The 25,721-nt window shown below is 57.5% G+C and carries 25 protein-coding genes; 10 read left to right on the top strand and 15 right to left on the bottom strand.

The genetic code is table 11. The features are described from left to right. Positions 1–15: 15 nt before the first annotated feature. From araH to QZQ97_RS06800, 4 genes are all read left to right on the top strand, one after another. A complete protein-coding gene (araH, locus tag QZQ97_RS06815; RefSeq protein WP_311992829.1) occupies positions 16–999 on the top strand; it encodes an L-arabinose ABC transporter permease AraH in 984 nt (327 codons plus the stop codon). 232 nt (positions 1,000–1,231) lie between these two features. Next, a complete protein-coding gene (gene araC, locus QZQ97_RS06810) occupies positions 1,232–2,149 on the top strand; it encodes an arabinose operon transcriptional regulator AraC (protein WP_311992828.1) in 918 nt (305 codons plus the stop codon). A 117-nt stretch (positions 2,150–2,266) separates the two neighbouring features. Further along, a complete protein-coding gene (locus QZQ97_RS06805) occupies positions 2,267–3,307 on the top strand; it encodes an oxidoreductase (RefSeq protein ID WP_311992827.1) in 1,041 nt (346 codons plus the stop codon). 75 nt (positions 3,308–3,382) lie between these two features. Beyond that, the gene (locus tag QZQ97_RS06800) at positions 3,383–4,378 is read left to right on the top strand and encodes a bile acid:sodium symporter family protein (RefSeq protein ID WP_311992826.1); all 996 of its coding nucleotides are present in this window, start codon (positions 3,383–3,385) and stop codon (positions 4,376–4,378) included. A 32-nt stretch (positions 4,379–4,410) separates the two neighbouring features. Here the strand turns inward: QZQ97_RS06800 and add are convergent, their stop codons facing one another. The 9 genes from add to QZQ97_RS06755 form a co-directional block, all read right to left on the bottom strand. Beyond that, positions 4,411–5,409, bottom strand: a complete 999-nt coding sequence (gene add, locus QZQ97_RS06795; RefSeq protein ID WP_311992825.1) for an adenosine deaminase — start codon at positions 5,407–5,409, stop codon at positions 4,411–4,413. Between the two features lie 183 nt (positions 5,410–5,592). Continuing rightward, positions 5,593–6,171 (bottom strand): AAA family ATPase, encoded by a 579-nt coding sequence (locus QZQ97_RS06790; RefSeq protein ID WP_311992824.1) that lies wholly within the window; start codon positions 6,169–6,171, stop codon positions 5,593–5,595. Continuing rightward, positions 6,168–6,605: a PTS sugar transporter subunit IIA gene (locus tag QZQ97_RS06785; protein ID WP_311993886.1), complete on the bottom strand. Its 438-nt coding sequence runs from the start codon at positions 6,603–6,605 to the stop codon at positions 6,168–6,170. Before QZQ97_RS06785 ends, QZQ97_RS06790 begins: the two co-directional genes overlap by 4 nt. A gap of 9 nt (positions 6,606–6,614) precedes the next feature. Further along, on the bottom strand, positions 6,615–6,884 hold the full coding sequence (locus tag QZQ97_RS06780) for a hypothetical protein (RefSeq protein WP_311992823.1): 270 nt from the start codon (positions 6,882–6,884) through the stop codon (positions 6,615–6,617). A 410-nt stretch (positions 6,885–7,294) separates the two neighbouring features. Then, the gene (locus tag QZQ97_RS06775) at positions 7,295–8,137 is read right to left on the bottom strand and encodes a class II fructose-bisphosphate aldolase (protein WP_311992822.1); all 843 of its coding nucleotides are present in this window, start codon (positions 8,135–8,137) and stop codon (positions 7,295–7,297) included. After that, entirely contained in the window at positions 8,124–9,491 is a 1,368-nt protein-coding gene (locus QZQ97_RS06770) for a PTS sugar transporter subunit IIC (RefSeq protein ID WP_311992821.1), read from the bottom strand. The genes QZQ97_RS06775 and QZQ97_RS06770 overlap by 14 nt, the downstream gene beginning before the upstream one ends. Next, positions 9,484–9,798 (bottom strand): PTS sugar transporter subunit IIB, encoded by a 315-nt coding sequence (locus tag QZQ97_RS06765; RefSeq protein ID WP_065506242.1) that lies wholly within the window; start codon positions 9,796–9,798, stop codon positions 9,484–9,486. The genes QZQ97_RS06770 and QZQ97_RS06765 overlap by 8 nt, the downstream gene beginning before the upstream one ends. A 10-nt stretch (positions 9,799–9,808) precedes the next feature. Next, positions 9,809–10,789, bottom strand: coding sequence for a 6-phosphofructokinase (locus QZQ97_RS06760; protein WP_311992820.1), 981 nt, complete (start codon positions 10,787–10,789; stop codon positions 9,809–9,811). Positions 10,790–11,355: 566 nt separating this feature from the next. Next, positions 11,356–12,111, bottom strand: coding sequence for a DeoR/GlpR family DNA-binding transcription regulator (locus QZQ97_RS06755; protein WP_311992819.1), 756 nt, complete (start codon positions 12,109–12,111; stop codon positions 11,356–11,358). A gap of 101 nt (positions 12,112–12,212) precedes the next feature. On the opposite strand from QZQ97_RS06755, the gene QZQ97_RS06750 reads away from it, so the two are divergent. Both QZQ97_RS06750 and QZQ97_RS06745 read left to right on the top strand, forming a co-directional pair. Beyond that, positions 12,213–12,809 (top strand): NUDIX domain-containing protein, encoded by a 597-nt coding sequence (locus tag QZQ97_RS06750; protein ID WP_311992818.1) that lies wholly within the window; start codon positions 12,213–12,215, stop codon positions 12,807–12,809. Then, the gene (locus QZQ97_RS06745; protein ID WP_311992817.1) at positions 12,806–13,168 is read left to right on the top strand and encodes an NUDIX hydrolase; all 363 of its coding nucleotides are present in this window, start codon (positions 12,806–12,808) and stop codon (positions 13,166–13,168) included. The genes QZQ97_RS06750 and QZQ97_RS06745 overlap by 4 nt, the downstream gene beginning before the upstream one ends. 134 nt (positions 13,169–13,302) lie before the next feature. Here QZQ97_RS06745 and QZQ97_RS06740 read toward each other — a convergent pair whose 3' ends face one another. Further along, entirely contained in the window at positions 13,303–14,484 is a 1,182-nt protein-coding gene (locus QZQ97_RS06740; protein WP_311992816.1) for a MalY/PatB family protein, read from the bottom strand. Beyond that, on the bottom strand, positions 14,477–16,096 hold the full coding sequence (malX, locus tag QZQ97_RS06735) for a maltose/glucose-specific PTS transporter subunit IIBC (RefSeq protein ID WP_311992815.1): 1,620 nt from the start codon (positions 16,094–16,096) through the stop codon (positions 14,477–14,479). Before malX ends, QZQ97_RS06740 begins: the two co-directional genes overlap by 8 nt. 256 nt (positions 16,097–16,352) lie before the next feature. On the opposite strand from malX, the gene QZQ97_RS06730 reads away from it, so the two are divergent. Next, positions 16,353–17,384 (top strand): Mal regulon transcriptional regulator MalI, encoded by a 1,032-nt coding sequence (locus tag QZQ97_RS06730; RefSeq protein ID WP_311992814.1) that lies wholly within the window; start codon positions 16,353–16,355, stop codon positions 17,382–17,384. Here the strand turns inward: QZQ97_RS06730 and QZQ97_RS06725 are convergent. Continuing rightward, the gene (locus QZQ97_RS06725; RefSeq protein ID WP_311992813.1) at positions 17,381–18,256 is read right to left on the bottom strand and encodes a LysR family transcriptional regulator; all 876 of its coding nucleotides are present in this window, start codon (positions 18,254–18,256) and stop codon (positions 17,381–17,383) included. The genes QZQ97_RS06730 and QZQ97_RS06725 overlap by 4 nt on opposite strands. 256 nt (positions 18,257–18,512) lie before the next feature. Between QZQ97_RS06725 and ampC the strand changes: the two genes are divergently transcribed. Then, the gene (gene ampC, locus QZQ97_RS06720) at positions 18,513–19,649 is read left to right on the top strand and encodes a class C beta-lactamase (RefSeq protein WP_311992812.1); all 1,137 of its coding nucleotides are present in this window, start codon (positions 18,513–18,515) and stop codon (positions 19,647–19,649) included. Between the two features lie 9 nt (positions 19,650–19,658). Here ampC and QZQ97_RS06715 read toward each other — a convergent pair whose 3' ends face one another. Continuing rightward, the gene (locus QZQ97_RS06715) at positions 19,659–20,588 is read right to left on the bottom strand and encodes a LysR family transcriptional regulator (RefSeq protein ID WP_311992811.1); all 930 of its coding nucleotides are present in this window, start codon (positions 20,586–20,588) and stop codon (positions 19,659–19,661) included. A gap of 102 nt (positions 20,589–20,690) precedes the next feature. Between QZQ97_RS06715 and QZQ97_RS06710 the strand changes: the two genes are divergently transcribed. Continuing rightward, positions 20,691–21,848: a serine hydrolase domain-containing protein gene (locus tag QZQ97_RS06710; protein WP_311992810.1), complete on the top strand. Its 1,158-nt coding sequence runs from the start codon at positions 20,691–20,693 to the stop codon at positions 21,846–21,848. A gap of 43 nt (positions 21,849–21,891) precedes the next feature. Here the strand turns inward: QZQ97_RS06710 and QZQ97_RS06705 are convergent, their stop codons facing one another. Then, complete coding sequence (locus QZQ97_RS06705) at positions 21,892–23,415, bottom strand: YdgA family protein (protein WP_311992809.1); 1,524 nt, start codon at positions 23,413–23,415, stop codon at positions 21,892–21,894. A gap of 143 nt (positions 23,416–23,558) precedes the next feature. Continuing rightward, positions 23,559–24,737, bottom strand: a complete 1,179-nt coding sequence (gene manA, locus QZQ97_RS06700) for a mannose-6-phosphate isomerase (protein WP_311992808.1) — start codon at positions 24,735–24,737, stop codon at positions 23,559–23,561. Positions 24,738–25,233: 496 nt separating this feature from the next. Between manA and QZQ97_RS06695 the strand changes: the two genes are divergently transcribed. Then, positions 25,234–25,572 carry a hypothetical protein gene (locus QZQ97_RS06695; protein WP_311992807.1) on the top strand — a complete coding sequence of 113 codons (339 nt, stop codon included), beginning with the start codon at positions 25,234–25,236 and terminating at the stop codon, positions 25,570–25,572. Positions 25,573–25,721: the final 149 nt, after the last annotated feature.

Here is a 25,721-nt window from a genome sequence, read left to right as displayed (position 1 = left end):
GTGAAGGAGAAAGAGATGTCGACCATAACGACCCATTCCGTGAAAAACCGCAGCGGCCGGGGGCTGGCGCGTATCTGGGACAGCTACGGCATGCTGGTGGTGTTCGCGGTGCTGTTTATCGCCTGCATAGTGTTTGTGCCTAACTTCGGCTCTTTCATCAACATGAAAGGGCTGGGGCTGGCGATATCCATGTCCGGCATGGTGGCCTGCGGCATGCTGTTTTGCCTGGCCTCCGGCGACTTCGATCTGTCCGTCGCCTCGGTCATCGCCTGTGCCGGGGTCACCACCGCGGTGGTGATCAACCTGACCGAAAGCCTGTGGATCGGCGTAGGCGCCGGCCTGCTGTTGGGCGTGGCGTCGGGATTGATTAACGGCTTTGTCATCGCTCGGCTGAAAATCAACGCCCTGATCACCACGCTGGCCACCATGCAGATCTTGCGCGGCCTGGCCTACATCATTTCCGACGGCAAGGCGGTGGGCATTGAAGACGAACGCTTCTTCACCCTGGGCTACGCCAACTGGCTGGGGCTGCCTGCGCCGATCTGGATCACCGTCGCCTGCCTGATCCTGTTCGGTTTCCTGCTCAACAAAACCACCTTTGGCCGCAATACGCTGGCGATCGGCGGCAACGAAGAGGCGGCGCGGCTGGCCGGGGTACCGGTGGTGCGCACCAAAATCATCATCTTTGTGCTGTCCGGTCTGGTGTCGGCCGCCGCCGGCATCATTCTGGCTTCGCGCATGACCAGCGGCCAGCCGATGACCTCGATCGGCTATGAGCTGATCGTGATCTCGGCCTGCGTACTGGGCGGGGTGTCGCTGAAGGGCGGTATCGGCAAGATTTCCTACGTTATTGCCGGCATCCTGATCCTCGGGACGGTAGAAAACGCGATGAATTTGCTGAATATCTCGCCGTTCTCGCAATATGTGGTACGCGGCGTGATCCTGCTGGCGGCGGTAATTTTCGACCGCTACAAACAGCAGGCCAAACGCACGGCGTAGAAAATCGCTAACCCTGCTCACAGTTCTGCCATCGGCCCGAGCAGTTATCTGCCGGGCCGATACACTACGTATACCAGACTGCTGACAAAGCCCGTTATTAGGGAGAGCGTGCCGAAGGGGTCGTAACGGCCTTGGCCGTCGGAGCGCCCCTCGGTGCGTTAGGCCCGGGTATCTCGGACTCAAAGACAACTTTGTCATCAACCTCACAATACAAGCCGTTTGAGGAGGACCGATGTATCATCGCATGGCACAGGAACCGCAACCGAACCCGCTGTTACCGGGTTACACCTTCAACGCCTATCTGGTTGCCGGGCTGACGCCGATCATGGCGGACGGCCCGCTGGATTTCTTTATCGACCGCCCCGGTGGCATGAAGGGTTATATTCTCAATCTGACCATCAAGGGCCAGGGCAAGGTGTTCGACGGCGAGGACACCTTATACTGCAATCCCGGCGACCTGCTGCTGTTTCCTCCCAAGGCACCTCATTACTACGGCCGTTCACCGGACAGCGATTGTTGGTATCACCGCTGGGTTTATTTCCGCCCGCGCGCTTATTGGGCCGATTGGCTGGAATGGCACAGCAAAACCCATGAGGTAGGGCGCCTGACGCTGCCAAACAATAACCTGCTGCTGGAATTCGATCGGCTGTTCGCCAATATCGAACAGACCCAGCGTTCCGGCCGCCGTTTTGCGGAAGAGCTGGGCATGAACCTGCTGGAACGCCTGTTGCTGCGCGCGATGGAAGAAGATCCGCTCAGCCCGCAGAAAATCATGGATCCGCGCGTCATAGAAGCCTGTCAGTTCATCACCGGCAACCTGGCGGGCGAGTTGCGCATCGACGAGGTGGCGCGCCATGTCTGCCTGTCGCCGTCGCGGCTGGCGCACCTGTTCCGTGAGCAGGTGGGCATCAATATCCTGCGCTGGCGCGAGGATCAGCGGGTGATCCGCGCCAAGCTGCTGTTGCAGACCACGCAGGAGTCGATCGCCACTATCGGCCGGGTGGTGGGCTACGACGATCAACTCTATTTTTCTCGCGTATTCCGCAAGCGGGTCGGCGTCAGCCCAAGCGATTTCCGGCGCCGCAGCCTGGAGATTAACTACCCGGCGAAAAGCCGGCGCGAATCGCCTTACGCGGCGGTGAGCAGTTAACCCAAGGCTGTGCCCGGGCCCGCCATTGCCGGACGCAGCCTCATTTACTTCTTGTTCCCGCCTGCGTCATGGTGTCAAATCGGATGGGTCTATAGCGAGCCAGCAAGAGGAAATACCATGGCAGAAAAAATTCGGGTTGGGCTGGTCGGTTACGGCTATGCCAGCAAAACCTTTCATGCGCCGCTGATTGTCGGCACCCCGGGCGTAGAACTGGCCGCCGTGTCGAGCAGCGATGCAGGCAAAGTGCACGCCGACTGGCCTGCGATGACCGTAGTGAGCGATCCGCAGGCATTGTTCAACGACCCGTCTATCGATCTGATCGTCATTCCCACCCCCAACGATACCCACTTTCCACTGGCGCAGCAGGCGATGGCCGCCGGCAAGCACGTGGTGGTAGACAAACCCTTTACCGTGACATTGTCACAAGCGCAAGAGCTGAAACAACAGGCGGAACAGAGCGGCAAACTGTTGTCGGTGTTCCACAACCGCCGCTGGGACAGCGATTTCCTCACGCTCAAGACGTTGCTGAAAGACGGCGCGCTCGGTGAAGTGGTTTACTTTGAATCGCATTTCGATCGCTTCAGGCCGGAAGTGCGCCAGCGCTGGCGCGAACAGGCCGGCGCCGGCACCGGCATCTGGTACGATTTGGGGCCGCACCTGATCGATCAGACGTTGCAACTGTTCGGCAAGCCGGAAACGCTGTTTGTCGATCTGGGCGAACTGCGTCCTGGCTCGCAATCGGTGGACTATTTCCATGCGGTGTTGAACTACGGCCACCGCCGGGTGGTGTTGCATGGCACGGTGCTGGCGGCGGCGGAAACCGCGCGTTATATCGTACATGGCACTCAGGGCAGCTTTATCAAGTTTGGGCTGGATCCGCAGGAGGACCGCCTGAAATCCGGTGAGCGCCTGCCGCAGGCTGACTGGGGCTACGATATGCGCGACGGTGTAGTGACGTTGTCACGCGATGGCGTGCTGGCGGAGAAGCCGTTGCTGAGCATTCCCGGCAACTACCCGGCCTATTACGCGGCAATCCGCGATGCGATTAACGGCGAGGGCGAAAACCCGGTGCCGGCCGGCGACGCCATCAAAGTGATGGAAATGATCGAGCTGGGCATTGAATCTGCGAAACAGCAAAGGGCGTTACCGGTAGTCTGATCGCCGTAGCTTCCGCCATTTATGGTTCCGGGTTCGCTTGTCGAACCCGTTTTACTCTTCGAGGGATCCCTGTTCATGTCCTGGTTACAGCGTCTGCGCATTGATAAGTTTTTGTTGGTCCTGATTGTGGTGGTGATCGTCGCCTCTATATTCCCCTGCGAAGGGGTATGGAAAACCTTCTTCGAACGCCTGACAACCGCTGCCATTGCGCTGCTGTTCTTTATGCATGGCGCCAAGCTGTCGCGTGAGGCGATTATCGCCGGCATGAGCCACTGGAAACTCCATCTGGTGGTGTTTCTCAGCACTTTCGCGTTGTTCCCGCTATTGGGACTGGCGATGAATTGGATGGTGCCGGGGCTGATGACGCCGACGGTTTATCTGGGCTTCCTGTATCTGTGTGCGTTGCCGGCGACGGTGCAGTCGGCCATCGCTTTCACTTCTGCGGCGGGCGGTAACGTGGCTGCGGCGATTTGCAGCGCCTCGGCGTCCAGTATCCTCGGCGTTTTCCTGTCGCCGCTGCTGGTGGGGGCCTTGATGCATACCCAGGGTGGGAACACCGATGTGCTGCACGCCATCGGTTCGATAATCCTGCAATTGATGGTGCCGTTTGTGGTGGGGCATTTGGCGCGACCGTTGATCGGTAAATGGGTCGATCGCCACCGTAAACTGATCAACATCACTGACCGTTCATCGATATTGCTGGTGGTGTATACCGCGTTCAGCGCGGCGGTGGTGGAAGGCATCTGGCACCGGATTGATGGCTGGTCGTTGCTGACCATTCTGGTGATGTCGCTGGTGCTGCTGACGGTGGTGCTGATTATCAACACATACACTGCGCGCTGGCTGGGGTTCGATACCGCCGATGAAATCACTATTGTGTTCTGCGGCTCGAAAAAGAGCCTGGCGAACGGCATTCCGATGGCTAACGTGCTGTTTCCGGCCGCTGCGGTGGGGGCCATGGTGCTGCCGCTGATGATTTTCCATCAGGTGCAACTGATGGTGTGCGCCGTACTGGCGCAGCGCTATGCGCGCAAAACAGCCAAACAGCGAGAGGCGCTGGCGGTGAAATAAACCGGGGCGCGTTATACGCGCCCCTTGCTTCATCAGCCTCGCACTTTATCGCGCAGAGCCTGCTTTTCCTGCTCGCTGAGGAACGCCATTTTCAGGCCGTTTTCCTGTGCGGTGCGGATTTCAGCCGGCGTCAGCCCGGCCTGTGGCGCCGCTACCCGATATTCGTGTTCGATCTCAATGCCCTGAACCGCCGGGTCATCGGTGTTGATCGAGGCCAGCACGCCGTGGCGCAGGAATTTCGCCAGCGGGTGCTGGGCCAGGGAAGAGACGGTGCTGGTCTGAATATTGGAGGTCAGGCAGGATTCGATGCCGATACCGTGTTCAGCCAGGAAGTCCATCAGCGCCGGATCCTCAATCGCTTTCACCCCGTGGCCGATACGCTCGGCACCCAGCTCGCGGATCGCCTGCCAGATGCTTTCCGGACCTGCGGCTTCGCCCGCGTGCACGGTAATGCGCAAGCCGGCGTCGCGGGCGCGGTTGAAGTGGCTGAGGAACAGGCTGCCCGGGAAGCCCAGCTCGTCACCGGCCAGATCCAGCGCGGTAATGCCGTCGCGGTGCGCCAACAGGCCTTCCAGTTCTTGCAGACAGGCCGCTTCGCCAAAGGTGCGGCTCATGATGCCGATCAGGCGGACATCGATACCCCGATCGCGAACGCCGGAACGAATGCCGTCAATCACCGCTTCGACTACGCCCGCCACCGGCAAATGATGTTTCATCGCCATGTAATACGGCGAGAAGCGCAGCTCGGCATAGTGCAGGCCGTTATTGGCCGCGTCCTCTACGTTTTCATAGGCAACCCGGCGGCAGGCATCCAGGTCGCCCAGCACCGCCACGCCCCAGTCCAGTTTTTGCAGAAAGCTGATCAGATCCGGTTCGGCATGGGTGATTTGCACGTGCGGGCGCAACGCTTCCAGCTCGTCGGCGGGCAGGGTCAGATTGAACTGACGGCCCAGATCGAGAATGGTTTGCGCACGGATGTTGCCGTCGAGATGACGGTGAATGTCGGTAAGCGGTAGGCGGGAGTCAATCATGATCTGCACTCGTTATTTTGTTGTAGGTAAAGTGCATATCAGTATAAAAACAAAAGAATGAAAATTGCCATTACGTTGCATAAAAAAGTGATTAAAGTCACATTAATTGCGAAGGGCGTCGCATTTTTGTGCAATGGCGGGAGAAGCTCCCGCGTTTGCTCTGACCCGCAGTCGCGGAAAGCATCAACCTGCCATCCGCTTACCGATGTTATCGCCACCGATGCCGTACTCCGCCAGCCAATCGACAATCCTGCCTATCTCCACCGGCTGGGCCTGCTCAACCCGGATCACCGGGCCGATGGCCATCGGGGCGGCGCGTTCGGCCAGCGCTCGCAATTCAGGCAAATATTCTGCACCGGGGTGGCCTTTGGGCCGTTGCCCGATGCGCGAACCATAGCGTTCTGCCGCCAGCTCGCCGGAAATCTGGTTCCACACCTCCAGGGGATGCGTCACCCCGGCTTCACGCAAGTAATGGCGCAACTGTTCCCTGGGTTGAAAGCCGAACCAGGCGTCGATTACGTAAGTACAGCATTCGGGCGCCTGTGCCACGATTGACCAAATGGCTTCATAAGCGGCGCAGCCAAGCCGCCGGTTCAGCCCCCGATCCACGTTGTCCAGCCGCGACATAAAAGGTTCCTTGATGCCGTCGATGGCCAGATAAGGCAGGCCGAAATGCTGTGCCAAAGCCTGCGCGACGGTGCTTTTGCCGGAGGCAGGAACGCCATTGACCAGAATGACGGTTTTTCCGCTTGCCAGAGTCATAATATGTCCACCACCTCTTGCCATATTTTCGCCGCGCGGAGCTTGTCGAGCCGCTCTTTATTGTCCAGCAAATCGACAATGGCGCGAATGCCGTCTTCAATATGCCGGTTACTGTCGGTTGCGCCGAACAGGATGACGATATCGGCCTTTTCGCTGTCCCGAAAGGCGATGGGCTCCTCGAGCAACACCATGCTGAAGCAGTTTTTAATCACCCCGCACTCCGGCCGCGCGTGAGGGATGGCGATGCCTTCGTCAAACACGTAGTACGCGCCATGGGCCAGCGTATTGCTGATCACCGCCTGATAATAAGAGGCGTGAATATAGCCGTTATCCACCAAGGGCTGCGCCGCCAGCGTAATGACCTTTTTCCAGTCCGTTTCCTTGACGCCGACCTGTATGGCGCCGGCTTCAATCAGCAGTTGTTTAATTGTCATCATGATCCCTCAGAGATTTTTCCTGATAATATTGCGCAGCTCGTCCATCTTGATAAAAACGGCATCGATATGGTGGCGATGATTCTGGCTTTTGGCATAAAGCTTTACTGCCCGATTATAGGCCAGCATTAATGTCTTATGAATATCGCCGTCCGCCGGCGTTGCCGCCAACCGCCGTTCCAGTACGTTAATTTCGGCTGCAATTTCATTGGCTTCATCATCGTAATTCGCGACGGGCAGTATTTCTTTTTCCCGCTGACGCTTCATAAAATTAAACATATATTCTCCAGTCTATACCTGCGCTTTTCACGCCGCAGCATGGTGTATCAATCGGCCCCTGCAAGGGCGAATATATCCACCCCCGACTCAGCGAGCGCAGCATGCAGCGCCCCTGTAATAGCTGGGGATCCGGGACAGATGAGTTAACCGCTTGGCCGCGACCTGAAATGCACAGGGTATATATTACAAAGAAAATAACGATATTCAGACTGCTGACAAAGCTCATTATTAGGGAGAGCGTGCCGAAGGGGTCGTAGCGGCTTGCCGCCGACCAATTTGCCTGGAGCAAATTGGAACGACTTTATGTCGGCCCGAAGGGTGGGACACATGGATGTGTCTCATAATGGCCCCTCGGTGCGCTAGGCCCGGGTATCTCGGGCTTAAAGGCACCTTGTCATTAATATCAACCGTTATTTAAACAGACCGATCTTTTCCGTTAATACTTCGGTGACGGCATTATTGGCCGGGATCAGGAATTTGCGCACGCTGTCGTTCACTTTGCCTTTTTCAAACGTCTGCTTGCAGCGCCCAACCCACTGCACGTTCATCTCGGTGCCCACGTTGACCTTTTCAATGCCGCCGGCTACCGCGCGCCGCATATCGTCATCGCTGACCCCGGTGCCGCCATGCAACACCAGCGGGGTATGGGTGGCCTCGGTGATTTCCGCCAGGCGCTGGTGCTGGATATGCGCCTTGCCGGTATATAGCCCGTGAACGGTACCGACCGACACGGCCAGCATATCGACCCCGGTTTCGTCTACAAAGCGCTTGGCGTCTTCTACGGTAGTAAAACAGATGTCCTCTTCCGCGACTGCCTTGCCGTCCTCCGAGCCGCCGATAGCGCCCAGTTCAGCCTCCACCGAGACGTTACGTTGGCGGGCAATGTCGATCACCTTGCGGGTATTGGCGATATTCTCTTCCATATCAAGATGCGAACCGTCATACATCACCGAACTGAAACCGGCATCAATCGCCGTCTCGATGGAGGCGATGTCCGAGCAGTGATCCAGATGCAGACAGGTGGGCACGTCTTCGCTTGCCGCCAGCGAGCGCACCGAATCAACCAGCAGCCGGTAACCCAGATACTCGGCGGTACCGGTGGAAATCTGGATCATCAGCGGGCTGTGGGTGGCCTTGGCCGCCCTGAAAAAGGCCGGCAGCATCTCCAGGCAATGGAGATTGAATGAGCCTATCGCCTTGAAGTCGCGGGCTTTGGCAACGGACAACAGTTCGTTGAAATTATAGAGTTTCATGGACTTTTCCCTCATGGTGTTTGGTTGATTTACCGTTAACAAACCACGCAATCAGCGTGACGAAGACAATGAACAGGGTGATGAACAGCCAGTTGCCCTGGAAGGCATGCCCCATCACCAGGCCGCTGCTGATGACGTCGGAATCGCTGAAGGTCACGCCGACAAAGCCGTAACTTTCCAGCATCGGCACCAGAATGGCCGGCAGGAAGGTGATGAACAGACCGTGAACCACGCCGCCGATCATCGCGCCGCGTCGTCCGCCAAGGGCGTTACCGAAAATGCCTGCGGTGCCGCCGGCGAAAAAGTTGGTGAGCAGACCGGGCAGGATCATCGCCAGACCGAACATCGGGAAAACGATCATGCCGATGATTGAGCCCAGGGTCGTGGCCAGGAAGCCGACAATCACCGCGTTGGGCGCATAGGGGAACAACACCGGGCAATCCAGCGCCGGGCGGGCATCCGGCACGATGCGCATGGCAATGCCGCGAAACGCCGGCACCAGCTCATTCAGCAACAGACGCACGCCGCTGTAGAGGATAAACACGCCGGCGACGAACTGAATGGCCTGCATAAAGGAGTACATCAGGTAGTTCATGCCACCGGCGTATTGGGCGATGAACTGCGGCCCGGCCGCCAGCGCGGGGATCAGGTACATCGGGATCATCACCACCGCCATCGACAGATAGGTGTCTTGCAGAAACTTGAAGTTGTCGGGTAACTCCAGATCCTCGGTGGAACGCGACCCTTTGCCGACCACCTTGGCGACCGCCGCCTGCACCAGATAACCGATGGTGCAGAAGTGCCCCAGCGCCACCTCGTCCGAACCGGTGATTTTGCGCACTACCGGCTGCGCCAGTGCCGGCATCAACACCGCCATCACGCCGCCAAAGATCCCGCCGGTCAAAATCAGCGGCATCCCGGTCAGCCCGGCTTTATAGCCGATCACCGCGCCGATGGTGGCCATCCACAACAACGCCTGCCCGGTCAGGAAAATGTATTTGAACGGGGTGATGCGGGCGATGATGATATTCACGGCGAAAATCACCAGCAGCGTCATTGCCACTTCCGATCCCAGTTCGCGGTTGGCCAGGCCGGCAATGGCGGCCACGTCGGTGATGTAACCGGTCATGCCGAAGCCGTGGGTGAATATGCTGTTCAGGTAGGTCAGTGCGCCGACGATGATGTTGATGCCGGCCATCATGATCAGAAAGCCCAACAGCGTTTTGAACGTGCCTTCGGCGACCTTGCCGGTGGATTTTTTCTGCAGCAACAATCCCAACATGGCGATAAAGGCAATCAGGATCGACGCCTGGCCAAGCAGATCTTTGACGATAAAATCGATCAGGCTATTCATGATGGGGGTCCTTCATGTCGCGCTCTTTCAAAAAGGCCACAATCTTTTGCTCTATTTCCACTTTATCGGTGAGCCGGTGGAGAACAATGACCCGTTTTTTTTCTTCTTCGCTGGCGTCGGCATTTAAAATATCGGCGAAGGTTTTTTGGGTGAGAATAATATCTGATTTAAAGGCGCTGGCCTCAGAGATCGTAGTGTGATCAATATCGGCTTCAATCTCTAATTTTTTCAGCACCGCTTTTGCGCTCATTTCGATGGCAAAGCTGGAGCCGAGGCCGCAGCCGCAAACACACAGTATTTTAAGCATGGACATCTCCTCAGATTATATTTAACTGCCTGGCGAGTTTGTAATGGTGTCCTTCGGTATCGACCAAACGTTTTTGCATGCTGATTAAATCAATCGGAATAGGTTGGTTGCCGGCATTAATAATGACGGCCTTGTTTTTCATTCCGGAATGAATACAGCGCACGACTTCGCTGGCCATAAGTGTTCCCTGATAGATCTCTTCGCAAGTGGGATCGCCATTGCGCAAGCCGTACCCCACGATGGTTTTGCGAATACGCACGCCAATCTTGGGTTCCAGCTGTTTAATCATGGTGTCGATCGCCCCCTGGAAACCTGGCGAATATTCTTTGGTGTATCCCTCCGAACATAAAATGATAACGCTGTTTTGCTGCTCCAACCGGTGGGTTATTTTCTCCGCCAATGCGCTCAAGGGGTGTTGGCACTCCGGGATCAGGGCAAAGTCCGCATTGGATTTTATCGCCGATTGCAGCGTCAGCTCCCCGCAGTAACCCCCGAGCAGCTCAATCATAAATACGCGGCCCGGCAGGGCGCGCCCGGTATTTCGCAGCTTGGAGACTTCTTTTATCACCTGTTCGCAGGCGGTAGAAAAGCCAATGGTGTAGCCGCTGCCGAAAACGTCATTGTCGATGGTCATGCCCACGCCAAAACAGTTAACGCCAAACTCACTGAGCGTATTTAAAAACTGCAGCGAGCCGTCGCCGCCGGCCATAATAAGCACGTCGATGTGCAGAGCTTTAAGTTGCTTGCCGATAGTTTCATATTCACTGGCGACCAGTTTCTTTGCCGTGCGGCCTGAAGAGATAATCGGCATCGATGAAATGGCGAAATCAACCAGGTCGCGTCTGGCGATGGAATGATATTGATTAGCCAGTAATCCCGGTATTCCGCCGTTAAACAGAACGATATCTGCCTGTGCCAGCCTGGCGACCTGGAAAATAAAGTTGTTGATGCCGCTGACATCGCCGCCGCTTATTACTACGCCGATTTTCATATGCCTTCTCCCAGTCTGTTCCGTTGCAGTCATTGTTATTTTTGGCATCGTTAAAATTTGCAGGGGATATCACAAAACAATCACAAACATTTTCTTGGAAGACCTTGACAGCACTATTGATGGTGGTTTTTTTGTGAGTTTTATCTCGTTTTTGTTTTTGATAAACAAAAGAGGAAAGGTGACTATTTATTGATAATCAATATGTTGCAAGTGGTTCGCTGTGGAATTTTTTATAAGGTGGGATAATAGCGGATTGGGCCGGGATCAGTTTAATGAAATGTGATTACTCTCGCATTTTTTGTGGCAGTGAGACGAAGACGAAAATTAATATCCCTCAATATGGGGTCAGGATTAAATAGCTGCGCCTAATAGTGCTGCTGGTGAGGAGCATGCAGAGCGCCGACACGCCGTGAATCCATCCATGGAGGCTCGTATCACGCGTCCATGCGCTCAACGGTCGGCTAACCTGCATGCTCTCCACCCGTCCCAAGCTTGGGGTGTTGCGGTATTAAACACAGCCATTTAATAACCGTGCATTTATTAAGTTATTTATTTGGCCGCGCTGCTCAGGCTCTCACCACCGTGACCCCGGCCTGTTCCAGCGGGGCGATCAGCGCGGCATCGGTCGCGCGTTCGACGATGATGCTCTGCGCCAGCGTGATGTCGCCAATCGCATACTGGGAGGCGGCGTTCAGCTTGGCGGCGGAGGCCAGCACCACGGTTTCCGCCGCCCGCGCCGCCAGCGCGCGCTTGATATAGGCTTCTTCGAGATCGCCGGTGCTCAGCCCGGCGGTCGGGTGCACGCCCGTCACGCCCATAAAGTAAATGTCCGCGCGGATGTGCGACATGGCTTCCACCGCAGCGGCACCTACGCTGACGATCGAGTGTTTATACAGGCGCCCGCCGATCAGGATCACCTCTACCTTGGGGTGTTCAACCAACCCGACCGCTACGCTGGGGCTGTGGGTAACGATAGTCGCCTCCAGCGTGGGCGGCAGCTGTTTCACCAGCTCGGCGGAGGTGGTGCCGCCATCGATGATCACCACTTGCCCTGGAATGATCATCGCTGCTGCGGCTTTGGCGATCGCGCGCTTGGCGGCGGATTCCTGCCCGTTTCTTTCGGCAAAGGTGCCGATGGCGGGGGAGACCGGCAACGCGCCGCCGTGGACCCTTTGCAGCAGCCCTTCGCTGTCCAGCTCACGCAGATCGCGGCGGAGGGTGTCTTCGGACAGCCCGAACATTTCGCTAAGCTGTTTGGCCAGCACCTGTCCGTCCTGTGCCAGTTTTTCCAGAATAATTTTTTTGCGCTGACTGGTGAGCATCCTGTTGTCCCGTTAAATTTCCGTTGCACGAAATATCTTGATCATACACGAAACTGCACGATAGTATCCAATTCCTTTCCTGAGTTGTGGAGTTGGCCAATATGATTGCGACTAAAGATCGGGTTCGTATCGTTGAAACCCGGGTGTTGTCCGATGACTGGTATCTGCTGAAAAAAACCACCTTCGATTTTTTACGCCGTGATGGCGTCTGGCAACGGCAAAGCCGCGAAACCTACGATCGCGGTGATGGCGCGACCATTTTGCTGTTTAACCGGCAGGCGCAAAAGGTGGTGCTGACGCGCCAGTTCCGTTTCCCGGTGTTCGTCAACGGCCACGACGGCATGCTGATAGAGGCCGCCGCCGGCTTGCTGGACAATGCCTCTCCGGAGGAGCGCATTCGCGCCGAAGCGGAGGAGGAAACCGGCTATCGGGTGCAAAACGTGCAAAAGGTGTTTGAGGCCTATATGAGCCCCGGTTCGGTGACCGAAAAACTGCATTTCTTTGTCGGGGAATACACTGCCGGCAGCCGGGTTAGCGACGGCGGCGGGGTGGAGGCGGAAGGCGAAGACCTCGAGGTGATCGAGATGCCGTTGACGGACGCTCTGCACGCCATTCGGCAAGGAACCCTTGTGGATGCCAAGACCATTATGCTGCTGCAGTTTGTGGCGCTTAATCATACCCTGGAGAATAACCTATGAGTGCTCAATTGATTTTGATAGCCGGCCCGTACCGCAGCGGCACCGATGGCGATCCGCAACGTATTGCCGCTAACCTGCACCGACTGGAGCAGGCGGCGCTCGAGGTGTATCGGTGCGGGCATGTGCCGGTGATTGGCGAATGGCTGGCGCTGCCGCTGGCGGCGGCGGCCGGTTCAACCCAATTGGGGGATGCGGTCAGCGAGGCGTTTCTCTACCCGGTGGCACATCGGCTGATTGCCCAATGCCAGGCCATTTATCGCATTGAAGGCGCATCGGCGGGGGCGGATAACGACGTATTGCTGGCCAATGAACGCGGGTTGAATGTCTATTACCGCCTGGAGGATATCCCGCTGGCGTAATGAGCAGAGGGCGAACATGTTCGCCCTGAATGACCGTATTGATTGCAAGAGCGGGCGTAGTCCGTAGCGCCCTTTCCTGGAGAGCCGGGGCGGTTGCTCAACCCCCGGCGGCAGGCCCGAACCGGCCCGGACGACTAACCCTCGCCCAGAACAAACCTCAGCCCGTTAATCAGTTTATCCATGCCGGCTTCCACCTTGCTGCGTGGGCAACCGACGTTCAGCCGCAGGAAGCCGCGGCCCTCTTCGCCGTAAGTGAAACCCGGCATAATCGCGACCTTCTCGCGGTCGATCAGCACCTGTTGCAGCTGGCTGTCATCAATGCCCAGCGGGCGCAGATCGATCCAGGCCAGATAGGTGGCCTGCGGCGGCTGCCAGTCGAGCGCCGGGAACGCCTGGTTCAGCCGTTCGGCGGCGTAGGTCAGGTTGTCTTGCAGATAATCGCGCAGCGCATCCAACCAGGGTTCGCCGTGGCGATAGGCGGCAATGTGCGCCACCACCGCCAATACCGCCGGCGAAGACAGCCCGTCGCGGCTTTTCAGCAGTTGGGTGTAGGCGTCGCGAGCGGCATCGTCGCTGATAAACCCGTAAGCGCCGGTCAGCGCCGGAATATTGAAGGTTTTGGAGCCGGAGGTCAGCAGGGCCCAGGGCGTGGTCGCCACCTGGCTCCATGGCGTGTGGCGCTTCTCACCCCACACCATGTCCATATGGATCTCATCGCTGATCACCCGTACATCATGGCGTTCGCACAGCTCTGCCATCTGCTGCAACTCCGTCACGCTCCACACCTTGCCGGTCGGGTTATGCGGGCTGCACAACAGCAGGATCTTGGTTTGCGGCCGCGCCAGCAGCGCTTCCAGGTGCGCCATATCGCACAGCCATTGGTCGCCGTCCTTGTGCAACGGGCAGGCCAACAGTTGGCGCTGATTACCGAGGATCACCTTATAAAAGGCGTCATAGGCCGGCGTGTGGGTGACCACGAATTCCCCCGGCGCTGACCACAGGCGGATCATCTGTGCAGCCATGTAGATCACCGACGGACCGTAAACCGCCATCCCGGTGTCGATCGGCGTGTTGAAGCGCCGCTGATACCAGTGGCGCACCGCGCCGAGAAAATCTTCATGTTGCCAGCGGCTGTAGCCCAGCACGCCGTGCTGCAGGCGCTGTTGCAGCGCCTCGATAATGCAGGGGGCGGTGGCGAAATCCATATCGGAGATGGTGAACGGCAGCAGGTCATCGCTGCCAAAGCGGTCGGCAATGTAATCCCACTGCGTGCACCAGGTACCGTGCCGATCGACCGGAGTAGAAAAATCAAACATGTGAAGCTCCCTGCAGGGCGGCGGCAGGAAGCGCTGCCGCTATCAGTGAGTCTAATTCATCTTTCACCGATTGTACCTGCGGACCGATCACCACTTGCAGGTTATGGTCATTGAGGTGCACCACGCCAATGGCGCGGTTGGCCTTCAACGCCGCGTCATCCACCTTGCTCATGTCGCTGACCGACAGGCGCAGGCGGGTGATGCAGTTATCCAGCGACACGATATTCTCGCTGCCGCCCAGCGCCGCCAAAATGGCCGGCACGTTATAACCGGATTTACCGACCGCGCCGATAGGCGCACTTTGGCTGGTGGCGGTATCGCTCTCGCGGCCCGGCGTTTTGATGTTAAAGCGCTGAATGGAGAAGCGGAAAATGGCGTAGTAGGCGGCAAACCAGATGGCGGCGACAATCGGCACCAGATACCACTTGGTGGCGGTGCCGTGCAGGATACCGAACACCACGAAATCGATGATATTGCCGTCGGTGTTACCGATGGTCACGCCCAGCAGCGCCATCAGGGTGAAGCCCAGCCCGGTAAGAATGGCGTGGATGAAGTACAGGAAAGGCGCCACAAACAGGAACAGAAACTCGATCGGCTCGGTGGTGCCGCCGACCACGCAGGCCACCACGCCGGAGATCAGCAGACCCTTGATTTTATGTCGATTTTCCGGCTTGGCGCAGTGATACATCGCCAACGCCGCACCCGGCAGGCCGCCGAGGAATGCCGGCATTTTACCCTGCGACAGGAAGCGGGTAGCGCTTTCGGCAAAGCCGGTGGTGGTTGGGCAGGAGAGCTGCGCCTGGAAAATGGTCAGGGCGCCGCTGACGCTGTGGCCGCAAACGTCCAGCGTGCCGCCCGCTTCGGTAAAGCGGATCAACGCCACCAGAATATGGTGCAAACCGAAGGGTAACAACAGGCGCTCGCCGGTGCCGAAAATCATCGGGCCAAAAGCGCCCGCGCCGTTGATTACCCAGCCGAGGCCGTTGATGCCGGCGGCGAACCAGGGCCAAATCAACGGAATAACCAGCCCGCACAGGCCCAGCACCAGGGTGGTGACGATCGGCACAAAGCGGGTGCCGCCGAAGAACGCCAGCGCATCCGGCAGGCGGATGGTATTGAAACGCTCATGCAGCAGATAAACGATAATGCCGACGATCACCGCGCCCAAAATGCCGGTGTCGATAGACTGGATACCGAGGATGTTCTGGATGTTATTGGCTTTTAACACCAGCGGATCGGCGGTGGGCAGAATGCCGGTAGTGGTCAGATAAAAATTGGTGGCCAGATTGAGCACGGCAAAACCGACAAAGCCGGAGAACGCGGCGACGCCTTTGTTTTCACGCGCCATGCCCAGCGGAATGGCGATGGCGAACATCACCGGCAAGAAGCTAAAGGCAAAAGAACCCACCTTGCTCATCCAGGTGAACAGCAACTGGAAGGCAGGGTGGCCGATAAAAGGCAGCAGAGTGATGACATCGCGGCTGCTCAGCGAACTGCCGATCCCCAGCATGATGCCGCAAAAAGACAGCAAGGCGACGGGCAGCATGAACGTCTTGCCCAGGCTCTGGAAAAACTCCCAGAGCGTTATTTTTTGTTTTTTAGATGCTGGCATAACCGGCGGCTCCTGGCGAAAAAATATGCAAAAGTAATGTTTCCCCTGTTAGGTAAAAATAAGATAAAACGTTTTACCTAGCAAAAATGCGCCACTAATCACAATTATGGTCGGTGCTTTGCCGTGACAATGATTACGTCAGTAAAACGTTTTACCGAACAAAGAGATTCGGTATACCATTGCTTCAGAGACAGACCCTGGGGCTTTCAAGCTACAGCGTTTGCACACTATGCCCAGGATCGGACATGCAGGGGTTATGACCATCAAAAAGATCACCATCACCGATGTCGCACAACAGGCCGGCGTCTCCGTCACCACCGTTTCACTGGTGCTAAGCGGCAAGGGACGTATTTCGGCCACCACCGTGACGCGGGTCAATCAGGCGATCGAACGCCTGGGCTATGTGCGCAACCGCCAGGCGGCGACGTTACGTGGCGGTGAATCTGGCGTGATAGGGTTGATCCTGCGCGACATCTGCGACCCTTTTTATGCCGAAATGACCGCGGGCCTGAGTGAGGTGCTGGAGGCGCACGGCAAAGTGCTGTTCCTCACCCAAAGCGGCCGCGACGGCAAAGGGCTGATGCGCTGTTTTGAAACCCTGCTGGAACACGGCGTCGACGGTATGGTGTTGGCGGGCGGTATGCGTTCGGCTGCGGGCCTGAAGGAAAAGGCCGCAGAGCAGGGCGTCCCTCTGGTGTGCGCTGCGCGCTCGAACGGGTTGGAAGGGGTCGACGTGGTGCGCCCGGACAATATGCAGGCCGCCAAGATGGCCACAGAATTCCTGATCGCACGCGGCCACAGCCAAATTGCCTATCTGGGGGGCCAGAGCAGCTCACTGACCCGTGCGGAACGGCTGGGGGGCTTTTGCGCCACGCTGGTGCAGTATGGGTTGCCATTTCGATCCGAATGGATTGTCGAATGCGATTGCCATCAGCGGGCGGCGGCGGAGGCGGCGGAAAACCTGCTACGCCAATACCCGAACATCAGCGCGCTGGTGTGCCACAAGGCATCGGTGGCGTTGGGCGCTTATTTCGGCATTGTGCGCAGCGGGCGCAGCATAGGTTCGGACGGCGTGGACACCTATTATGGCCAGCAGGTAGCGCTGATTGGTTTTGGCGACGTGCCCGAAGCCGAACTGACCGAACCGCCGCTGACTCTGGTGTCCAGCTCGGCATTGGAGGTTGGGCGCAGCGCGGCTTCACGTTTGTTGCAGCGGATTGGCGACGCCGGGCTGCCGGCGCAAAACGTCATTCTGCCGCCGCGACTGATCAAGCGCGGTTCAGCCTAAGCCTGTTCTTGCCGGGCCTGCTGTTGCAGCCAGCCTTCGAAGGTTTTCATCGCCGGGGTCATTACGCGGGATTTCAGACGGGTCAGCCAATAGCCGCCCAGGTTCGCTTCGGCGGCAAAGGGGCGCACCAATAGCCCGCCCTGCAACTCCCGGGCGAACATACTGGCGGGAGCCAGCGCCACACCGCCGCAGTTTATCGCCCCCTCGACCATCAATCGCGACGCATCGAACACCGGGCCGTTAATGCGCCAGGGGGCGATCTGCGCGGCGGCAAACCAGCGTTCCCATTCATCCTTGCGGTAACTGCGCATCAGCAGCTCGTTTTTAAGATCTTCCGGTGAACGCAGCCGCACGGCGACTGCCGGCGGGCACAACACCGTCAACGGCGCGTCAAACAGCTTGATATTGCAGGTCGCGGGCCACAGCCCCTCGCCGAAGCGAATGGCGAAATCCAAGCCGTCCGCCGACAGGTTAACCAGATTGTTATTGGTCAAGATGCGCAGATCGATAAACGGGTGGGCCTCCCTGAACGACGCCAGCCGCGGCATCAGCCAGCCGACCGCAAAGGTACCGACCACCGCAATCGTCAGTACCTCATGAAAATGGCCTCCTTCAAACTGCTGCAGTACCGACTCGATGCGGTCAAAGGATTCGGTTAACACCGGCAGCAGCGCCTGGCCTTCTTCGGTAAGGTCCAGACCGCGCGGCAGGCGCTTGAACAGCACAATGCCCAGCTGTTCTTCCAGCATTCGCACCTGCTGGCTGACGGCAGCCTGGGTCACGCTCAGTTCCAGCCCGGCGCGGGTAAAGTTAAGGTGGCGGGCAGAGGATTCAAAAGCACGCAGTGCGTTCAGCGGCAGTCGGTTACGCATAACAACCTATAAGTTTTTCTTTTGACTAGGTGAAATTATTATCGCTTGTCAGGCGAGGGATAAACACCGATATTTTGCGCACTCGTTGCAGTTATCCTGCGACGAGCAAAGGAATAATAGATGCCCATACCTTTCAGGTCGCAGCGTTGTAGGCTGCAACGTGAAATTCGCAGGGTATAATCACTCAAGGAAACGGTTACGCCGATTGACAAAAAAATCTATTGGCGGCAACCCTTCAACAAAACGAGCTTGTTATATGAAGAGAACCTATAAGCTGGCGGTGGCGTTGCTGACCGCTCTGGCGATCCCGGCAGGTCATGCTGCCGATAAAGCCGACATCGATGCCATCATTCAACCGCTGATGCAAAAGTATGGCGTGCCGGGTATGGCGATCGCAGTATCGGTGGAGGGGAAACAGCAGTTTTATCATTATGGCGTGGCGTCCAAACAGACCGGCAAACCCATCACCAACCAGACGCTGTTTGAAATCGGCTCGTTGAGCAAAACCTTCACCGCCACGCTGGCGGCCTATGCCAACGATGAGGGAAAACTGTCGTTCGCCGAACCGGCCAGCCGTTACTTGCCGGAACTGCGCGGCAGCGCGTTTGACCATGTCAGCCTGCTGAATCTGGCGACTCACACCTCCGGGCTGCCGCTGTTTGTGCCGGACGAGGTGACCAACGACGCGCAACTGATGGCCTATTACAAGCAATGGCAGCCAGCAAAACCGGCAGGCAGCACCCGCGTTTATTCCAATCTGGGTATCGGTATGCTGGGGATGATCACGGCGAAAAGCCTGAACCAGCCCTTCGCTCAGGCGATGGAACAAAAGTTGTTCCCGGCGCTGGGGCTGACACACAGCTACATCAACGTGCCGACCGGCCAAATGGCGAATTACGCCCAGGGCTACAACAAAAAAGACCAGCCGGTGCGCGTCACTCCGGGGCCGCTGGATGCCGAATCCTACGGCGTCAAATCCAACGCGCAGGATCTGATCCGCTACCTCGAGGCCAATATGCAGGTCGCGAAGGTGGGGGACAAATGGCGCAAGGCGCTGGATGACACCCATACCGGCTATTACCGGGCGGGGGTATTCACCCAGGATCTGATGTGGGAAAGCTATCCTTATCCGGTGGAGCTGGCGCGCCTGACGGAGGGCAACAATGCCGGGATGATCATGAACGGTACCCCGGCCACCGCCATCACGCCGCCGCAACGGGAACAGGGCGCGGCCTGGTTCAATAAAACCGGCTCGACCGGCGGCTTCTCTACCTACGCGGTGTTTTTGCCCAAGCAAAAGATTGCCGTGGTGATGCTGGCCAACAAATGGTTCCCGAATGACGATCGGGTGGCGGCCACTTACCGCATCGTGCAAGCGTTGGAAAAACCCTAAGTCGCAGCCTCAGGGCGCCGCAATGGCGCTCTGGGGCCTCTTCTGCAACGCCTGTTTCTCGCGCATGAAATCAATAAATACCCGCAGTTTGAGCGGCATATGACGGCTGGCAGGAAAGTAGAGGAAAAAACCGGGCGAATCGCCGGCGTAATCCGCCAAGACTTCCACCAGTTGCCCGCTTTCCAGCTCGCGTTGCACCGTACTGCGAAAGCGCTGGGTAATGCCCAGACCCGCCAGCGCGGCGTCTTTAATCAACCTGTCCTCGTTAAAAATCAGCCCACCGCTGACTTCCAGCGCCAGGTGCCCGTCATCCTGCCTGAAATACCAGGGCTCAAATTTGCCGCTGCCGGGGAAACGGTAGCGCAGGCAATTATGCTCGCTCAGTGCCGCCGGCGTAAGCGGTACGCCGTGCTGCGCCAGATAACCGGGAGAGGCGATCACCACCCGCCGTTGGCCGTTATCGATCGGCACCGCAATCATGTCTTTCTGCAACATCGCGCGCATACGGATGCCGGCATCGAAGCTGCCTAGCACCAGATCGGAAAAATGGTCGTCGGTAAACAGCTCAAGCTGTACTTCGGGGTAACGTGCCTGAAATTCCTCCAGATAAGGCATAACCAGCAGGGACGCGGCCAGTTGCGGCAAGGTAATGCGCAGCAGGCCGGAAGGTTGCCCGCGCAGGGTGCGGAGATCGTCCGCCGCCACGTCGATTTGGCTCATGGCCGGTGCCACCCGCTGGTAAAAAATCTTCCCTTCATCGCTCAGCCGTACCGAACGACTGGTGCGGTTGAACAGCCTGACGCCCAGCCGCGTTTCCAGCGCCTGAATGTTTTGCGACACCGCCGGGGGCGTAACGCCCAGCTGGTTGGCCGCCTGGGTAAAGCTGCCCAGCCGGGCGACGGCTTCGAAGAAGGGCAGTAACTGTAACAGTGAACTCATCGATCGCTAATTCCTGCTTAATGATTCGTTAAGTAACCCGATATTTAATTTTATAATACACAGGATAGACTGATTCTATTCCTTCAAAGAGAACAACAAAACATGTCGACAGCGAATCAGTCATTAGCAGAAAGAGTGCAGGCGGTCAGCCAACGGGCGATCGACGAAGGGCGCATCGTGGGCAGCGTGGTGCTGGTGGCGCAACGGGGCGAACTGGTTTATGCCGGGGCCGCCGGCTATGCCGATCGCGAGTTGCAGCGGCCTATGCGGCGTGAAACGCAGTTTCGCCTGTCGTCGGTGTCCAAGCCTTATATCACGCTGGCGGCGATGCGTATGATCGAACAACAAAAATTGGGCCTGGACGATGCGGTAAGCCGCTGGCTGCCGTGGTTCACCCCGGCATTGGCCGACGGTCACCGCCCGGAGATTAAAATCCGTCACCTGCTGAGCCACACCGCAGGGCTGGATTATCGCCTGAACCAGCCCGCGGACGGCCCGTATCAGCGGTTGGGCATTCAAGATGGAATGGCGTTGTCGTCGCTAACGCTGGAGCAGAATTTACAGTTGTTGGCGCAGGCGGAGCTGCTGGCAGTACCCGGCAGCCTGTTCAATTATTCACTGGCGATCGATGTGTTGGGCGCGGTGCTGGAGCAGGCGGCGGGCGAGCCGTTGCCGCAGGTGTTCGAACACTGGGTCGCGCAGCCGTTGGGGCTGGGCAATACCGGTTTTTACACCACCAATGCCGACAACCTGGCGACCGCTTATCACGATACCAGTGCCAGGCCGGAGCCGATACAAGAGGGTATGCGGTTGACGCTGCCGGAAGGTTTCGGTTTTGATATCGAACTGTCGCCATCACGAGCGCTTGATCCGTTGGCTTATGCCTCTGGCGGGGCCGGCATGGTCGGTGACGCCGACGATGTACTGCGGCTGGTGGAGACGTTACGCATTGGCGGTAAGGGTATCTTGCAGCCGGCAACCGTGGCGCTGATGCGCCAGCCGCACGTTGGGGCTGAAGCCGAAGTTCAGGGGCCGGGCTGGGGGTTTGGTTTTGGCGGTGCAGTACTGACAGACGCGCAACTGGCGGCCACGCCGCAGCACAACGGCACCCTGCAATGGGGCGGTGTCTATGGCCACAGCTGGTTCTGCGATCCGCAGGCGGCGCTAAGCGTGGTGGCGTTGACCAACACGGCGTTTGAAGGCATGAGTGGGCAGTATCCGCAGCAGATCCGCGATGCGGTGTACGGAATCGGGGGATAAAGCTGGGGCTCCGTAAAGGAGCCCCAACGAAGGGATTGACTGCTTACTGCGCCGGTGCCGGAGCGGCGTCCTGAGCCGGTGCGTCTTCCTCTGCCGGTGCGGCCAGTAGGCCGAACATGCCGATGAACTCTTGCAGCGTCATTTTATTGCCGTTCAGATCAACCTGGTTGTCGGCGTAATGGAAGCTGCTGCCAATCACGTCGTCTTTCAGGGTGGTCAGTTTGAACATCTGGCCCATCGCCGCCAGCCCCTGCACCTGCTGTTGCGCCAGTTTTTGTGCTTCTTCCGCGCTATAGCCTTGCAGCAGCGCCGTCTGTGACGTGGTTTCGGTGGCCATTGCGACCGGAATGCTCAGGCTGGCGTCCAGTTTTTTCACCGAACGAGCAATCAGTTGATCCGGAGATTGTGCCGGGGAGCCTGCCTGCGCCGGATCGGTCAGGTCCAGATTCAGGGTAAAGGTACTTTCACCCTTGCTGTTTTTCCAGCTCAGCGGTGCGATGCTGATGTTCGGGTTGCCTTTCAGCAACAGCGGCAGATTTTGCAGCAAGATATCGGTGGTTTGCTGCTGGTAAGCAACCGGATCGACGGGTTGGCCCTGTTGCAGCATCGCCAGCGCTTGCTGGTTGTAACGGTCGGCGAACTCTTTCAGCGACTTGGCGTCCAGTTTGTCGATTTTCAGCGACAGCTTGCCGGAACCGAAGTCGCTGTTCTGGATCTTCAGCGCATCCATGGTGTAATCGATCTGGCCGTTCAGATTGTTGTCTTTCTCGCCGAATTTGCTCGCCAGGTTAAAGCCGTCCAGCGTCAGGGTATCTTTGCCGTCAACGGCAACCTTGATCTGCTTCACCGCCATGTTTTGGTCGCCGAGGCTGAGATCGAACTGGCCGGCATGGGTCTGGCTCTTCAGCGTGGCACCCTGCAAGGTAACCTGTTCGGTCTGGCCGAATTGGTTTGGACCGCTGATCACGGCGCTGTCGCTGCTGGCGTCCAGAGTGAAGGCTTTCATATCGCGCGAGACATCGGCATTGATGGTTGCGCCGCTGAACTTCAGCGCCGATTTGTCTTTGGCGTATTCCAGCGGGATCACGTCGATGGCCGACGAAGTATCGCCGCTGTATGAAATGCGCGAGTCGGCGGTGAACAGCGACTTGCCTTTGGTAATGTCAAACAGGCCTTTGGTTGCCGGGGTGTTTTCCAGCTCGGTATGCACCGAGGCCATGCTCGGCAACAGATTGAATTTTTTCAGCTGGGCGAACGGGAAAGGGCCGTGATCGATGGTTTCCAGGAACGCCACTTCGTCGCCGGGCTTCAGTGCGGCATCGTCGGTGGTGACGCTGCCGTCTGCGCGCAGCACGTAACGGATTTTACTGCTGAAAATGCCGCGCTGGTAATTTTCATAACCCAGTTTGACACCGGCTTTCGGCAGGTAGGCTTTCAGTTGGCTGTTGGCGTTATCAACCACTTCACCCATCCGTTGCTCGATCAGTTTGCCGGTGTACCAGGAAGCCCCGGTCCATGCCGCGCCAAGAACCACAATGACGCTGACAGCGACTAACGATTTTTTCATAGTTCTGTTCATCCTTTATTAAGCCATCTGTTGTAAACAGATGGATGGGCAAATTTGGGCCAACAAAAAAACGCCCGCAGGCGTTTAATTGTGAAGGTAACCCACTCTTTTTAGCAACTAATTTGCTGAAATTTACCGAGTGATTACGACAACAGATTATAAACGCGCGCGATGCGGCCTGAACCGCTAACGCTGACCGGGGACTCGAAAGCACCGATAAAGCAGGACTCACCCGGCTTCAGCGCCAGTTGCTGGCCCTGTTTTTCCAGTACCGCTTCGCCGTCAACGCAGAACACGATGGCCGCGCTGTTTTGAGCCAGCGTCTGCGGTGCGGCGGAGAGATCGTGCAGCGAGAAGGCAAAATCCTCTACCGGGATCGGGAAGAACAGCTCATCGCCGCGCTTTTCCGGCTGGGTCAACAGGCCGGAAACCGGCTGAGGACGGAACTGCAGGTTGGCCAGCAATTCAGGAATATCGATAAACTTGGGCGTCAGACCGGCGCGCAGCACGTTGTCCGAGTTGGCCATGACTTCCAGCGCCACGCCTTTCAGATACGCATGCGGTGTTTCGGCGTACAGGAACATCGCTTCGCCCGGCTTGAGTTGCACCACATTCAGCAGCAGCGGCGAGAACAGGCCGCTGTCGTCCGGGTAGAAACCGGCGATAAAGCGCAAAGTATCCCAGGGTTCGCCCTGTTGGTTGTTCAGTGCGGCTTTCAGCACCCCGAGCGCCAGTGACTTCTGCTCGCCGCTCATCGCCAGCAGGCTGGCAAACAGCGTTGACAGGTGCGCAACGTCAGGCTGTTGCAGGAAGGCGGCGATATCATGATGCGCACCGGCGATCGGCTGCAGCAGAGAAACAATGTCGGACAGCTCGCGGAAGCCGTTCATCGCCAGGAAAGGCGTCAGCGCAAACACCAGCTCCGGTTTGTGGTTCGGGTCTTTGTAATTGCGCTCGGCCGCATCCAGCGGAACGCCGGCGGCGTTTTCTTTGGCAAAACCTGCAACGGCGGCGGACTTGCTTGGGTGCACCTGGATCGACAGCGGCTGGTCGGCGCACAGCACTTTAAACAGGAACGGCAGTTCGCCAAAACGGCGGGCAACGTCGGCGCCCAGTTGTTTGGATTGGTCTTCATCAATGACGTCGCGCAGTGAGCGCAAATTGCCGTTGGCATCCGCCACGCGGGAGCTGCTCTTCGGGTGAGCGCCCATCCACAGCTCGGCCATCGGCTGCCCTTGCGGGTTAGCGATACCATACAGCCGGGTTAACGCGTCGTGACTGCCCCATGCATAGTTTTGCACTGCGTTGGTCATTTTTTGCATCTTGATAAACATCCTTTGCATTCCCGTCGAGGCGACGGTAAGTATCTGACAGTGAAAAAACCTTGTGCGCCTAATCCTACACGCGAACCTTGACGTAAAAGCGGGGCGCGATCAAACAAGTGGCGCGACGGCGCCGTTCCTCAAGGCCGGGAAAGTATAACGTGATAGCAACCCCTGTCACAATTCCGACGTCGGTTGGCAAGGACGGGGGTGGGTAAAAAAACGCCACCCCGCTTGCCGGTGAATAGCGTGTTGCAATGCTAAATGTTAACTCCGGGATTAACGCTGGAATAAAACAGCGGCTTTGGGTTGTTTTCATTCATTCTATTTCAAACTGTGTTTTTTGACGTGAATTATTACCGGCTGAATATCTCTTTCATCATAATTATTTGGTTTTTACCGGTAACCACACAGCTAGCTAAATTTAATTGGCGGCGCCGCTATACAGTGCATGCAAATAAACCACTCATTGATTATTGCTAAATTAGAGGTGCTGATGAAAAAACTGTTACTGGCTCTGGTCTTGTGCACTTCAGGTGCCAATGCGGCCGTCGTGGTCACCCATGCTTATGGTTATGGCGTTGCCCGGCCGGTGGTGGTCACGCCCAGACCGGTGATTGTGGCGCCGCGCCCGGTAGTGGTGGTGCCTCATCCCGTGGTGATCGCACCGACACCGGTGGTGGTAACCGCCGCCCCGGTCGCTCATCCTGTTGCCGCCGTTGCCGGTGCGATAGGTGCGGGGGTTTATCGCCACAATGAACGTCAGGATGCCTATGATGAAATCAATCACCTGCAGGACCAAAGAATTAATGCCTATAATCAACACCACCATTAATCCCTCGGCTGAGAATAAATAACCAGAGTGCCAGACGGCGCTTTTTTATTGTGGGCTCTCATCTACGTCTCAGAAAAGGGCAGGAAGGCTCGACAAAAAAATAATGGCCATGCAATACCCTGACAATGGAGAAAAAATGCTGTGAGGCA

This window comes from Serratia sp. root2 (genome assembly GCF_031931805.1).
In the GTDB taxonomy this organism is placed as follows: Bacteria; Pseudomonadota; Gammaproteobacteria; order Enterobacterales; family Enterobacteriaceae; genus Serratia; species Serratia inhibens.
The sequence above is the reverse complement of the archived record's forward strand: the minus strand, read 5'-3'. Positions and strand labels throughout refer to the sequence as shown.